Consider the following 15,353-nt stretch of genomic DNA (forward strand, 5'->3'; position numbering starts at 1 on the left):
TTTCTTCCGTAAGAGTGATGCTATCTTTCCAGTATTTAACTGTCTGTTTTCTTTTGCCCAATTTCCAAAGTAAAATGATATACCAAAGAGTAGAATCAACACTATCGTAATTTGCTTCTCTGCCTGATTCCGCCAACATATTGGGGATAAGACCATTCTTAATGAAGCCACGATATTTGCTTAGTATTTTTTCTACGGTCTCTTGTTGACCAGGGCTGCGTAAAAGAGCATTAAGAACAACCATTGTATCTCTTCCCCAAGCGCCATAAAAAGGATAGCCGGCTACTATATCATCATTGGCTAAAAAGTCCTGAAGGCCAAACTCCAATATTTTTAGATAGCTATCATAATTGAACAGGATACTATCATTATAATCAAGAGAATTGAGCAGGGTATCATCTTTATCGGGATAAGAAGGATAATCAAGTGGCTTGGGTAAATAAGCGTAACGGTTTTCTATCCTCTTAATTAGTGTTTCCGCATCTTCAATGGGAGTATCACTAAAAAGTAAATAGTTGCTATTACCAATTTTTAGATCAAAACTTATTTGAACAAGAGATATTTGGTCTCCCACGCCTTCATAGCCATTCATCACTTCCCAAGGATAAAAAACATTGTAATATACATAACGATTGGATGTAATTTCTCCGAATAAAACAGCTCCACTAAGAGTAACATCGTTATCTTTGCGAACAACGCTATAGCGGATGAATTTATCTATATTTTCAATTTCAGTATCAAATTCCAGCGAATTTAGAGTTCCAGGTTGGTTCAATGAATGATGATTGACCATTGTAAACTTCGGGTGCAATTCAAAATGGAGCAAATGATGACCCAAATTAGTATATTTAACCAAGGTTGTATTGGTGGATTCATCCATCATAATTTCTTTGAGAATTAGAATATCATTTTGATGGGGAAGAGCGGAATACAAGAAAATAGGATAGGGTCTTAACCACGGTTTCACCAAATGTAAAAACCCCTCGGGGAAAATACAATTACTGTAATTATTACTATCCAGGTGGAAATATTCTCCCCGCCATTCAATTTTTTCCTCTATGCCAGCTACCAGATGAGTTCTATTAAATTTATTATCGCTGCTTACCAGCAAACTATGATATTTGCGTTGATTTATGAGATTACCAGTTCCCAAGGCATACCCACCTCTACGATTGGTTAAAATCCATTCATGATGATGGGTTTCCATAAAGTAATTATTCATCAAACCACCTCGTTGTTATGCGTTCAAATTGTGTTGATTTTTTTCCATACTGCAAAATCCGTCAAGAATAATTTTTAGATCCTTGTTAAATATAGCAGTTAACCTGATTGGGAGAGTGTCTCTCGGATGCAAAATAATACAAGTTTATTATTTATATTACTTACTGATCGGCAAAGAGATAGCTGCATAATATAAAATATTTCTTACTTTTAGGTATATAGCCATTTTTACACTTGTCTGTTTCTTCTTAAAGGTGTGCAGATCAAGACCATCCCGAAAGCATCCGATATGGCGATACGGGATGGTTACGGGTTGGTTTTCAGGCGTAGCCGAGTTATGAGTAAGGAAGAAGACGCTTGCAAGTGAATTATGGATAAGCTACCAGATAGAGTGCGAAAAAGTAAAATTTCATTAGGAATCAAATGGCTGAGTTGAAATCTGCTTCAGGATATTATAGCTAATGTAAAACGCAATTGTCTTGTTATTTACTCTGTAATTTCTGTCTAAAATGCAATTGTTAGAAAATATGGCTGCTGGAAATGTGGGTTAATCCCCAATATGAGTGTAGTTTCTAATACCTTTACTGATCAGTTCAATGGATTCCGCCAAGGATGGCATAGCGGAAAAGTATTTACTGTAAATAATCTTCAGATCTTGATGTTCCTTATTCAGGGGATTTACATCGGGCAATTCATACAGCAAATCATAGTCCTCATTGGCTTTTACGGTTGCATATTCATAATCGACAGTGCGGATGTAATTTCCTTCCTCATCAAAAAGGCCTAAAATAAAAAAGCCCGTTATTTCAACGGACAATTTATTATGCAAAGAAACATAAACATCGGCAGGATGAGGTAATTTGGCTACATCATAGAGGAAAAGTTCATCTTGTGACACTGGAACAACATTGATCTCACTATCTAAATCAAATGCTTGTTCATCAATCCAGTTACCAGAATAGGAACGAGCAGATCTAAAACCGCCAAAATAAGCAAGCGATCGTTCTTCGTATTCTTTCATTCCCGGGTCATTGATTAGATAGGATGAAGGTTTGTCAGAAGGACCATCCTGCTTGATAACCAACACCCAATGGCTTCTTCTGCCGGTAACTTTTACAATAACTTTGTTACCTTTTCCCAGTTCGCCAGAAAGAAAATCCCAATCATTACGCTTTGTGCTTTGGGCAACTAATTCCAGTCCTAATCCACTGCCGTCAATTTCTCCGGGAATTTGCCAGCGCATATTGCTGCCAGAATATCCACCATTTTTTTGTAACCATTCATTTAAGCGGTCAGGCGTCATATATTGATTGCTTGCTTCTGCATTTAATAACATAGAAAGACAACTGAGAACACAGCCACTACTACCGATGGAACTTCGGCTCGAACCCAATTGTTCTGATTTCCAGCGCTCGTCGCTTTGCGAATACCAGTTAAAACTTCCTGCCAATAAAGGCAAACACAAAAGCAAGGTTAAAATTAATGTATTGAATCTCTTCATAAGCAAGTCACCATTAGTTAACAGAATGAAAAACAATCATTTATGCTTTTGAAACCAAATATATGGCAGGACTGATTTGTCAAACTTTTTTTTAGCTTAATAGGCAAAGACAACTCCGCTGACGGGGAAAATCCATTCATCCGGTCGGCTGGAAACGCTAATTTCGTTATTGGTAATATTCACCACCGGGTCTTTATCCTGTCCGGAAAAAAAAGGTACACAATCCACACTCGCAATGTCCTGAGGAAAATGGAAGGAAATATTCACGCCGCGCGTAAGTTCCGTGATAAAAACGCTGAATTGATGCGTAGATATAGGATACAATGTCTGAGTATTTATCATAAAATGCACTTTTTTACCTATCTTTTTCTTCAGGTCAGGATGGCTGCATTTAATTTCCAGGCAGTCATTTATGTAGTTTACGGAGGTCTCCAAAATGAGCTCATCCACTTGTGCCAAACAAACTATAAAGTTTTCAGTGTTCAGTTTGAAGCTATCATCCATCAGCCATCTGTATTCAACATCATTGCGTTTAAAATAATGTCTTAAAACTTCATCAGAAGAAGCGCAGGCAACTAAAAAATAATCATTGCTCAGCACTTTATCAAAACTGAGGGTAGTGGTTGCCTTATAATAGCCGGCGTTTAAAGAACAGGAAAAGACGATTTGGTGCTGAAAATTATGGCGATAATGAATGTCCTTATCCTTGTAAAAAAAGAAATCCCGCAGCATTTCACGATAGATAAGTTCGCCAATTTCTATGTTTTGCATTCGTTGAGCGATGGCAGATTCGATTATTTGGTTCAGTTTAGTATCAGGAAAATCATCAGGGACAAAATCTCGCCGGGATAAAGGTGTGCTGTGCAGCAATTTACCATCTTGAAAATAATACCGTTTGGCGCGTCTGCCAACCTGACAAAGCAATTCATAGGAACTTCCGTTGTAATGGGCAACCAAATTTTCCGCTCTAATTTCTTTGCTCTCTCCGCCCAAAAGAATTGCCGTATCCCCAATTGCTGGAGCTTTTACTTCGCTTAAATCAATACAAATCATATCCATAGAAATGCGGCCAATTACTTGGCATAATTGATTATTTAGCCATACTACTCCGCAATTGGAAAGCATAAAATCATAACCATCGGCATAGCCAATGGGCAATATTCCATAAATACAATCCTTGGGGGCAATCCAAGCACGGTTATAACCGATTGACTCCCCTTTTTTAATCTGCTTGATTTGCGAAAGAGTAGTTTTAAATTTCATAACAGGTTGTAAACCAATGTCGTTATGAGACGGAATTTGAATTCCATAAGCCATAATGCCTATGCGAACTAAATTAGTCCCTTTTCCCAGTCCATTTACAAGTGCGTGAGAATTATTGATATGCACATATTTGGGTTTTGCCGGTAGCTTGTCTATTATTTTCCTAAAGCGTTCTTCTTGCAGTTGGCTAAATTCAAGATCATTTTCTGCAGAAGCAAAATGACTGAAAATACCCTCTATGACCAGATTATCCATTTCTGCTATTTTAGAATAAAAGGAAAGGAATTCACTATCCAAAATTCCGCTACGGTGCATACCTGTATCTACCTTCAAATGAACAATTGCTTTTATGTTTCTAATTTTGGCTGCCTTATTCAAGTCCTTGGCAAAATTGTAAGAAGATACATTTACAGCTAAGTTATTATCTAAAATGAGTATAATTTCATTCTTCAGGCAGGGAGAAAGAACTAAAATAGGAGATTTTAAGCCCTGCAATCTTAATAAACGCCCTTCTTCCGGATTGGCGACTCCTAAATAAACTGCTCCTTCCGAACAAGCAATTTGGCTTATTTCACTGGCTCCATGTCCATAAGCGTCTGCTTTCACAATCATCATAAATTGTTGCTGGGGATTTAAGTATTGCTTTAAAATATTTAGGTTTGCCTTAAAAGCAGAGAGGTCTATTTCCACTCTGCTTCTATCGGTGATTTTCTTCTGTAACATAAGCTATAAATACTTGGCAGCTAAATCTGCCAATGCGCTGCGTTCACCCTTATCCAAAGTGATGTGTCCAACCATAATTTCTCCCTTGAATTTTTCCACTAAAACGGAAAGCCCATTACTTTGCGAATCAAGATAGGGAATATCGATCTGGTAAGGATCTCCGGTTAGAACTACTTTGGTATTTTCGCCGGCACGCGTAATAATTGTTTTCATTTCATGAGGGCTTAAATTCTGCGCTTCATCGATGATAAAGAATTGATCTGGTAAGCTGCGGCCTCGGATATAAGTTAAAGGTTCCAATTCCAGCAAGTCATAATCAGTTAGGTAATTAATATCTGTTTTTTTATTATCTTTTCCGGAGGTGTGCAGTTTATCGGAATGGGCAGAAAGTAATATGTCCATATTATCATAAATGGGCTGCATCCAAGGATTAAATTTTTCACTTTTGGAGCCGGGAAGATAGCCCAAGTCCTTGCCCAAAGGAGAAATTGGACGCGAGATAACCAGGCGGGAATATTTTTTTTCTTCCACTACTTTATGCAAGCCAGCAGCCATCGCTAAAAGTGTTTTCCCCGTGCCTGCTCTGCCGGATAAACTCACTAAGCGGATGCTGTCATCCAAAAGAATATCTAAAGCCATTTCCTGTTCAAAATTGCGTGCTTGGATGCCATATATTTGCTGTCCTGTGTAGTGATTTATTTTATAGAGCTGATTTCTACCCTTATGATAACGCAAAGTGATATATTTGGCGGAATTATTAGGATCAAGTACACGAACAAACTGATTGGCAAAAAAATCACCAAAAATATTGTCAATGTATCCTTTCTGTTCCAATTCCCGATATTGTTCTGTTTCTAACTCGATAATTTCCCAACCCGTAAAGAATTCATCATATTTAATCGAATCGGTCTCAAAATTCTCAGCATTGATACCTACACAATCAGCTTTCACCCGCACATTTACATCTTTGGAAACAAGAGTTACGATGGACTGGGGATATTTTTCTTTCAGATATAATGCCGTGCCAATAATCATATTATCATTTTTGTCCATATATAAAAGGCGGGAAGCAGTAGCTACAATATCTTCCGTAATTACAACCTGAATAGTGCCTCCATTTTCTGTAGGAACGCCTTCTTTCAAACTGCCTTTTTTACGCAAAGCATCCAAATATCTACCAATCTGACGCGCATTTCTGCTTTTTTCATCTACGCCTTTTTTAAACTGATCAACTTCTTCTATAACGACGATGGGTATAACCACTCTGTTATCCTCAAAGGAAAAAAGAGCTTGTGGATTGTGAATTAGAACATTCGTATCCAGAACAAAGATTTTCTTTTCCATATCTATATCTTCCTTTTCTGTATATAATAATGTTTTTCTTTCTGCAGCCAAATGCAATGTTCTCTATCTCTCTAACCAAATCTATAAAGAACAAATATATGGTTATTTGAACTGCATTCAAAAAATCTTATCGTGAGACAATATACAATAATTGAAACATTATCTGCTGAGTCAATGTTTATTTTCTCTGTTGCATCAATCCTTCTGATTTTAAGTATTAAAATAGATAAAAAAATGGTGCTGAAGGGGGGACTCGAACCCCCATGAACGCATTGTTCACTAGTCCCTGAAACTAGCGTGTCTACCAATTTCACCACTTCAGCACATTGCTTATTCTTCTATTTTTAACAGGTGTTTTTTGTCAAGCACGAAATTTCGTTAAGTTAAGAATTTAGCGGATTGAAGCCGATAAACACTGATTATGAGGAAGGATTATTTTATCAAACAGGCATTTTCTTACTTTGGGCACGCCAATAACTTAATAAAATAAAGCCAAAACCGTAAAAGTTCATACTTGTTTAGATTTTCATATCATCTACCTACGATAACCTAATTTCGTAATTTACAAGATTTTCCTTGACGGTAAAACCCTAATTTAAAGGTTGACAGTAAATAAGCAACAAATATAAAAATAAAGGAGATTCATTAATGAAACGCAAAGTTATCATTATGGGAGCTGCTGGAAGGGACTTTCAAAATTTCAATGTTTACTTCCGCGATAATAAGGACTATGAAGTTGTAGCTTTTACGGCTACCCAAATTCCTGGAATTGATGATAAGAAGTATCCTGCTGCATTAGCCGGAAAACTTTATCCAGAAGGAATTAAAATTCATCCCGAAAGTGAAATTAAGAGCTTAATTAAGAAACACAATGTGGATATGGTTGTGTTGGCTTATAGTGATCTTCCTTTTGAAGTTGTGATGCATAAGGCATCTTTAGTGAATGCTTGTGGTGCCGATTTTATGTTAATGGGAACCCAAAATACCAGCATTAAAACCAGCAAACCATTAGTAACGGTATGTGCCGTAAGAACTGGATGTGGAAAATCTCAAACTACCAGAGCAGTTGTTAAAGCCCTAAAAGCAAAAGGACTGAAGGTTGTTTCTATTCGTCATCCTATGCCTTATGGAGATCTGGTAAAACAAAAAGTACAAAGATTTGCTGAACTGGAAGACCTCAAAAAACACAACTGCACTATTGAAGAAATGGAAGAATATGAACCACACATTATGATGAATAGTGTGATTTATGCAGGCGTAGATTATGCAGCAATCTTAAAAGAAGCCGAAAAAGAAGCTGATGTAATTGTTTGGGATGGTGGAAATAATGATATACCTTTCTACACTTCCGATAAAGAAATAAAAATTGTGGTAGTTGATCCGCATCGTCCTGGAGACGAGATTTCTTATTATCCCGGAGAAACAAATGTCCTATTGGCTGATGTAATTGTAATCAATAAAATTGATAGCGCTGATTTGATTGATATAAATGAAGTGAGAGAAAATGTGCGTGCCATCAATCCCACCGCTCAAATCATTGAAGCTGCTTCACCTCTATTTGTAGATCATCCGGAAATGATTTTGGGCAAGAAAGTTCTGGTCGTGGAAGATGGACCTACTTTAACACATGGAGAAATGACTTATGGCGCAGGTGTCGTGGCAGCAGAAAAATATGGCTGTGCCGATTTGGTTGATCCTCGTCCTTGGGCTGTAGGAGAAATAAAACAGACCTTCGAAAAATATCCTGATATAGGTATTTTATTACCAGCCATGGGTTATAGCGCTAAGCAAATTAAAGACCTCGAAAAGACCATTAATAGCACCGAATGTGACTCCGTTATTATTGCTACTCCTATAGACCTACGGCGTCTGATTAAAATAAATAAGCCAGCATGTCAAGTTAGCTATGAATTACAGGAAATTGGGATACCCACAATCGCTGATGTGCTGAAGAATTTCGGAAAGAAATCTAACAAAAAATAACAATTATAAGTATGGAGGTGGTTTTTTCCCACCTCCATTTCCGGTTTTTATATTTTAGTCGTATAGTTAATTATGCTGTTATCTCTTACAGTATATTAGCCGTTTGCTCATAATTAAACAAAGAGGAATTGAAAATGCCAAAAACAGCTGTTCTCGCTCTGGGTGGAAATGCTATAATCAAAGCTGGTGAACCAGGAACCATAACACAACAGTTTGCTAACACGCGTGAATCACTCGGTGGAGTTGTGGAATTAATAAAACGCGGTTATCATCTAAGTATAACTCATGGAAATGGACCTCAAGTTGGAAACCTTCTTCGTCAACAAGAATTAGGAGAAAAGGAAGGTATTTCACCTTTACCTTTAGGTGTGTTAAATGCAGCCACCGAAGGAACGATGGGCTATATGATTGAACAGAGTTTACAAAATAAACTGCATAAAAGTGGAATACAAAAACAAGTTATAACCATTATTTCACAAGTAGTAGTAGATAAAAATGATCCCAGTATGCTAAATCCAACTAAATTTGTGGGAAGCACTTATTTTTCTGCAGAACAAGCAGAAGAACTAAAAATTAAATTGGGTTGGACTCTCAAAGAGGACTCAGGTAAAGGATATCGCAGAGTTGTTCCTTCTCCTCATCCGGTGGAAATAATTCCCGGAGCTACAATCAAAGAACTGGTAGATAGGGGAGAAATTGTTATTGCAGTTGGCGGAGGTGGTATCCCTATTTATATTGAAGAAGATGGAACTTACGAAGGAGTAGATGCAGTAATTGATAAGGATTTTGCTTCTGCTTTATTAGCTCTGGAGATTAAGGCAGATCTATTTGTGATTTTAACTGGGGTGGAAAAGGTCTCCATAAACTACGGTAAAGCAAATCAGCAAGATTTGGATAAATTAACGATTTCCGAAGCCAAACAGTATTACGCAGAAAAGCAATTTCCAGCAGGTAGTATGGGACCTAAAATTATGGCTGCAATTGATTTTCTGGAGCGCGGGGGCTCGGAAGTGTTGATTACTTCCATAGATAAAATCGTAGATGCCATAGAGGGTAAAACAGGAACCCGAATTCTGTAGCTGAAGGTTCCAGACCTAATATTGTTCCTGTATCAAATACGGAACGATATTGCAATTTCATTATCAGTATATGGTTATAAAGATAGAAAGAAATTGCAGCATACGCATTCACAGCTCGAAGAAATAAAAGTTAATAACTAAATCACTGTAACCTTAAGGAAATCAGGAATTGGCTCTAATATTGCAACATTATGGCCAAGAAAATGAAAATATAGAGGTTATAATGAAACAATCTAAATGTTTAACATTGCTATTCGTAACCATTCTACTGTTGCCATTAGCAATATTTGCCAATAGCGGTAGTGATAAAAATGCCTTTAGTATAATAAATTCCAGTAGTTCAGAGATAAAAATTCAATTCTCGTTACCTGAATGGCAGATTAAACAAATTGATGATAAGGGTGAAATTAGAAAACAAATAAAAGTTCAAGATACTCCCTATTTATTTATAGATGAAGATGAAACACTCCCTGTTTTTTCTACAATGATTGCTATTCCGAATAGGGGAGGGGTGAATCTCCTTGTTTCCAATAGCTCAAAATCCACAATTAACGATTTTACCGCTGATTTTAATGATGTTTTGATGCGAGAAAGTCAGCAGGGTAGATATTCTGATGTTCTTTATCCTGCCAATAATGTCGTAATTTCAGAGCCACAGATATTGCGCGATTTCAGAGTGATAACTTTAAACATTTATCCCTTTCAATATAACCGGAATAACCGGACCCTATTTATTAATGAAAATATGGAGATAACCTTAAAGTTTGATAATCGGACAGCTGGCAACGAACTGAATTCCGATACTGATGTATCTTGCAGTTTTGATTGTATTTACAAGGGGCTTATATTAAACTATGATTCCGTAATGCAAACACGGAATGTTAGTTATAGAAATCCTGTGATGCTGGTTATTTATGGCAATTTTACAGATACAAACTATTTATCCAAAATAAATGAATATGTTACCTGGAAAAGGCAGAAGGGCTTTATTGTAAACGCTGTTAGCACCAGTGTTACCGGAACATCCAATACAAGCATAAAGAGTTATATCCAAAATGCTTATAACAATGTATCCACTCGCCCCGATTATATTACTTTGATTGGAGATACAGATGGAAATATTGCCGTACCAAGTAATAGCTCTTATGTGGATTATCAATATACCTGGCTGGCTGGTAACGATAACTTGGGTGATGTGATGATTGGCAGGATTTCCGTTAATTCTACTTCTGATCTGGATGTAATTATGGCAAAAATTATTTCTCTGGAGAAGAATATCAGCCAGCATTCAACTGATTGGTTGAATAGAATGGTTTTAGTAGGAGATTCCAGCTCTTCAGGTATCTCAACGATTTATACAAATAGATACATTCGTGATATTTCGGAAGAAATTAATCCTGCATATACTTATACTGAGGTCTATGGTTCCAGCCCCAGTAACACAACAACTAATAGTGCAATTAATCAAGGTGTTGCCTTTTATAACTTCCGGGGTTATATAGGTATGAATAGTTGGCCCAGCACAATGTCTTCCTTATATAATTCCTATAAACTCTTTCATTCAGTATTTATTACTTGTAACACTGGAACTTTCTATGGCTCTTCTCAAACCTCTACTACAGAACAAGTTATTCGTATGGGAACCGCTGCGTCTTTAGGAGGTGCCGTAACTTCAATTGGAATGGCTACTTCATCCACTCATACACCAATGAACAATTGTTTGAATGTAGGTATCTTTCACGGAATTTACAATCTGGGAATGAGGGATATGTCTTCCGCAATGCTTTATGCAAAGTTATACCTGAATTCTATTTATGGTATAAGCCATCCTACTCAAGCATTGGATTTTGCCGGTTATTGTAATCTGATGGGTGATCCTACTGCTATGGTTTATGTAGGAACTCCTGGAAGTTTTACCGTTATGGCTCCTGCAACTATTCCTACCGGTTCAACCAATGTCAGAATTGGAACAACAAATAATAACGGAGAATGCGTTGAAGGTGCTTATGTAACTTTAACAACGACTTCCGGTTTACAGTTAACCGGAATTACGGACGCTACCGGTTTTGTTACTATAAATCTACCTTCCGATTTAAGTCAGAACCTGGTTTTAACCGTTGCTAAGGATGATTATATGGCGTTTACTGGAACAATAACATTAAACACGAATGGAGGCATTGTATATGACAGCTATGTTTTGGATGATGATACGGCTACAGGAAATGGCGATGGAACACTTAATGCTGGTGAAGAAGTAAACCTCTATGTAACTTTGAAAAATACGGGTTCATCTACTCTGTTCGTTAATGGTAGTGTAACTACTACAGATTCTTTTATAACTTTGAGACAATATGATCGCTTGGAATTTGGGGATATTGCTGCCGGTAATTATGGTGAAAACATTACTCCCATTGTATTTTCCGTTTCTCCCACCTGCCCTGACCGACATACTTCTATTTTAGTTCTTACGGCTCAAGCATCAGGCAATAATTGGACGATAAACATCCCTGTTATCGTTCGTAATGGTAACCTGGAAATGCAAAGCTATACCTTTGTTGGTATAACTAATAATATTATCACTCCAGGAGTTTCCTGTCCCTTTACTTTTTCTCTGAAAAACACAGGTATTTCTACTCTACAAAATGTTTACGGTAATTTACAGTCGCTCAGTAATTATTTCGTGGTTCAGGATGCTGAGGGTTTTTTTGGCAATATTGCACCCAATTCTACGGTCACTAATAGTTCTGACAGTTTTACTATTTTTGCTCGTGGCAGCAGTGTAAACGGAATGGTTATTCCGTTGATTCTTACACTTTCTAACGCTAATGGCTACATACAAACATTACATTTAAGTATTACCATCGGAACAACTATTGTGAATGATCCTTTAGGTCAGGATGCTTACGGGTATTTTATCTATGATCAAACGGATATTGCTTATCCACTATGTCCCGCCTATCAATGGATTCCTATAGCTCCTACTGAAGGAGGAAGTGGAACATTACTTTCCTTAACAGACCCGGGTAATGCTTCTGATGAAGGGGATGCTACGAACGCCGTAGCTATTCAGACAATAAATTTACCTTTTCCCTTTACTTTTTACGGCAGGCAATATACTCAGGCATCCATTACTTCCAATGGCTTTATTGCATTTGGTGCTACACAAGATGCGGACTGGAGAAATTGGCGTTTACCGGGTGCTGGAGGTCCTAATTGTATGATTGCCGCTTTCTGGGATGACCTGCAGTTGGGCACTGGAAGCGGAGTTTATACTTATTACAATTCTGGGAATCATTATTTTGTGGTGGAATGGTATAATCTAATATCAGGATTTGACAATGCAACTAATGAAACCTTTCAAGCAATATTATATGATCCTGTTTATTATCCCACTATAACTAATGACGGGCAAATCAAACTCCAATATAAGGTCTTTAATAATATAGACCAAGGTAGTGGGGATACATATCCCCATGGAAATTATTGTAGCATTGGCATTAAAGACCACTACGGAACTGATGGACTGGAATATACTTTCAACAATACTTATCCTACAGCGGCAAGCCCTTTAAGTAATGAAAAAGCATTGTTTATAAGTACTCCTGGCATAATTTCCGGTTTACCACATCTGAACATTGCTGGAACAACTATTCTTGACTCCAATTTTAATAACCATCTGGAACCGGGTGAAACAGCTCAACTGCAAGTTTTACTTATAAATAACGGGCTTTCTGTTGCAGAAAATGTTACCGCCGTGCTTACCTGTTCCGATTCTTATGTTACAATTAATAATAGTACAGCTAATTACGGAAATATTGCTGCTGATTCTCAAGCTTTACCTCAAAACAATTTTATTTTAAGTATATCTCCCTCTTGCCCTGGAGGTCATACAATTAACTTTGCATTAACTCTTTCAGGCAGTGGATTAAATTGGAATTATTCCTTTTCTCTGGAGGTTTATGTTCCAATACTTGAATTTGGAACTTATACTGTGTTAGATTCTAATGGTGACTTTGATGAAATATTAGATCCCGGTGAAACAGCAAGCATCTCTGTTCAATTATTGAATACTGGAGAAGTAGCCAGCACTGCTGGAACGGTAATGATTACTACATCTACTGAAGGAATTAATATTATTGCAGGAACAGCTCAGTTTGCCTCCATTGCTGGAAACGGAACTGCTACTCTTGTTTTTACTCTTAGTGCGGATGCTTCAGTTGCCGTTGGAACTATGGCTGATATTCTGTGTTCCGCCGTTGCCGGAAATTATTCTGCCTCAACGAATATTATTCTGGAAATCGGAGCACCTTTAGAAATTACAATCGGGACTGGAACCGGAACGCAAAATTATCCTTTGGATAGATATTATAACTATTCTGCGCATGAAGCAATTTATCTTGCCAGCGAAATTGGTATTGCAGGTGAAATTAAGTCCCTTGCTTATTATAAAGCTCAAGGTGTAGATGTAAACCCGATAGAAAGTGTATCTATTTATCTGAAACATACGCAAAGCACAAACCTCAGCTCCGGAGATTATAGTTTGGATGGATATACATTGGTTTATAACGGTTCTTTGCCTAATAATGCAACTTCCGGTTGGATGGAAATTACTCTAAGCCCAAGGTTCCTTTACAATGGAGTCGATAATCTTTCTGCCCTCTGCGTAAAAGGATATCAACAATACATAAACAATTATCCATTGTGGAGTTATACCAGTAGTGCATCATCACGGGCAAGGCAAAATCATAGTGATAGTGCAGCTCCCACAGATCTTTCCGCTACCAACAATCTACCTAATATCCGCTTTAAAATCTTTGCAGATAACAGTATAATCTTTCCCCCCACTGCTTTAACAGCTACCCCGGGAAATGGAATAGTTACTTTATCCTGGCAGGCACCAATTACAGGAAACATAAATAGTTATAATATCTACCGTAATAATGCTTTATATGATAATGTAGCTAATAGACAGACCTATTATGATGTAGATGTTATTAATGGAACAACCTATTCTTATTATTTAACCTCTGTTTCCGGAACTAATGAATCTCTTCCTACTTCAACTGTTCAGGCAACTCCCAATAATACTACTTCCATTGTAGCAATAATTGGTAGTGGAACAAGCGTTACAGGAACTTCTACTGCCAGTCCGATAAATATTTATTATAGAAGTGCGCACGGTCAATCGGTTTATACTGCTGCAGAACTGAATGCAGCAGGGATTTACGGACCCGTAGACTTTTTACAACTGGGTTATTATATTGCGGGCTCTCCAACTTATGCTTTACCGAATTTCTTAATCCGAATGAAACACACGACTGCTACTAATGCGTCTTCTTGGCAAACCGCAACGGGAATGACTACTGTTTATACCAATGCGTCCTATATGCCTGTTTCCAGTGGCTGGGATATGCTTACTCTTACTACTCCTTTTCATTGGAATGGAACAGATAATATTGTTATTGATACTGCCTTTGGGCTTGTAAGTCAATGGAATTCCTCCGGAACAGTTCAATACACAACTGTTACCAATGGTTATCGATATGCTTGGGACGATAACAATGACCAAACTAATGTTTTTACTGGGAGTAATATTTCCAGTAATAGACCAAACATTAAAATTGTTGTTCCTACCCAAGCTCAAAGTGCTCTAATTTCAGTTAATCCCGGTCAATTGAACTTTGGAGCGGTGGAAATTGGCAGTTCAACAACTTTGCCTTTTACTATTCAAAATACAGGCAATCAACTTTTAGGGGGTTATTTTACTATTCCTTCCGGATATGTATTTGCCAATCCTGCCAAAAATTCTTTTGAAGATGGAAATATTAACAAAGAACGGAATAATTTGCAATTTGCTATTCAAGCAGGAAATTCCTTCACCTTTAATTTGATTTTCACTCCAACTGCTGAAACATCTTATAACGGTAATTTGCTTATAGCCAGTAATGCTGTTAACAATCATAATTATAACTTGGCTTTAATTGGTAGAGGTTTCTATTCATCATTGGCAACGCCAATAGTAAACATTATGCCAGGAACGAATAGTATTATTCTGCACTGGAATACTGTTCCCAATGCCAATAGCTATCAGGTCTATAAAAGTGATAGTCCAACTGGTGTTTTTACTTTGATTGGAACCACAACTCAACTGCAATTTACCGATACTTCTGTAAATAAAGGTTTTTACTATATAAAGGCAAGCACCCAAAATCCACTTGCCAAAAAATAATCCCTAAACA

7 protein-coding genes and 1 tRNA gene are annotated in these 15,353 nt (G+C 37.3%); 3 read left to right on the top strand and 5 right to left on the bottom strand.

The annotated features are described in order from the left end of the window. The 5 genes from ABFC98_06905 to ABFC98_06925 all read right to left on the bottom strand — a co-directional run. The coding region (locus ABFC98_06905; GenBank protein ID MEN6445758.1) for a glycogen debranching enzyme N-terminal domain-containing protein at positions 1-1,222 on the bottom strand (1,222 nt) is incomplete at its 3' end. A 546-nt stretch (positions 1,223-1,768) separates the two neighbouring features. Beyond that, a complete protein-coding gene (locus ABFC98_06910; GenBank protein MEN6445759.1) occupies positions 1,769-2,722 on the bottom strand; it encodes a hypothetical protein in 954 nt (317 codons plus the stop codon). A 96-nt stretch (positions 2,723-2,818) separates the two neighbouring features. Then, positions 2,819-4,708, bottom strand: coding sequence for an alanine racemase (gene alr, locus ABFC98_06915; protein ID MEN6445760.1), 1,890 nt, complete (start codon positions 4,706-4,708; stop codon positions 2,819-2,821). A 3-nt stretch (positions 4,709-4,711) separates the two neighbouring features. Further along, positions 4,712-6,052 (bottom strand): PhoH family protein, encoded by a 1,341-nt coding sequence (locus ABFC98_06920; protein MEN6445761.1) that lies wholly within the window; start codon positions 6,050-6,052, stop codon positions 4,712-4,714. Between the two features lie 235 nt (positions 6,053-6,287). After that, positions 6,288-6,375, bottom strand: a tRNA-Leu gene (locus ABFC98_06925). Between the two features lie 325 nt (positions 6,376-6,700). Between ABFC98_06925 and ABFC98_06930 the strand changes: the two genes are divergently transcribed. From ABFC98_06930 to ABFC98_06940, 3 genes are all read left to right on the top strand, one after another. Continuing rightward, positions 6,701-8,035, top strand: a complete 1,335-nt coding sequence (locus ABFC98_06930; GenBank protein ID MEN6445762.1) for a cyclic 2,3-diphosphoglycerate synthase — start codon at positions 6,701-6,703, stop codon at positions 8,033-8,035. Positions 8,036-8,169: 134 nt separating this feature from the next. Then, entirely contained in the window at positions 8,170-9,114 is a 945-nt protein-coding gene (gene arcC / locus ABFC98_06935; protein MEN6445763.1) for a carbamate kinase, read from the top strand. Between the two features lie 223 nt (positions 9,115-9,337). Beyond that, positions 9,338-15,343 carry a C25 family cysteine peptidase gene (locus tag ABFC98_06940; protein ID MEN6445764.1) on the top strand — a complete coding sequence of 2,002 codons (6,006 nt, stop codon included), beginning with the start codon at positions 9,338-9,340 and terminating at the stop codon, positions 15,341-15,343. Positions 15,344-15,353: the final 10 nt, after the last annotated feature.

Source organism: Candidatus Cloacimonas sp. (genome assembly GCA_039680785.1).
Lineage (GTDB): Bacteria > Cloacimonadota > Cloacimonadia > Cloacimonadales > Cloacimonadaceae > Cloacimonas.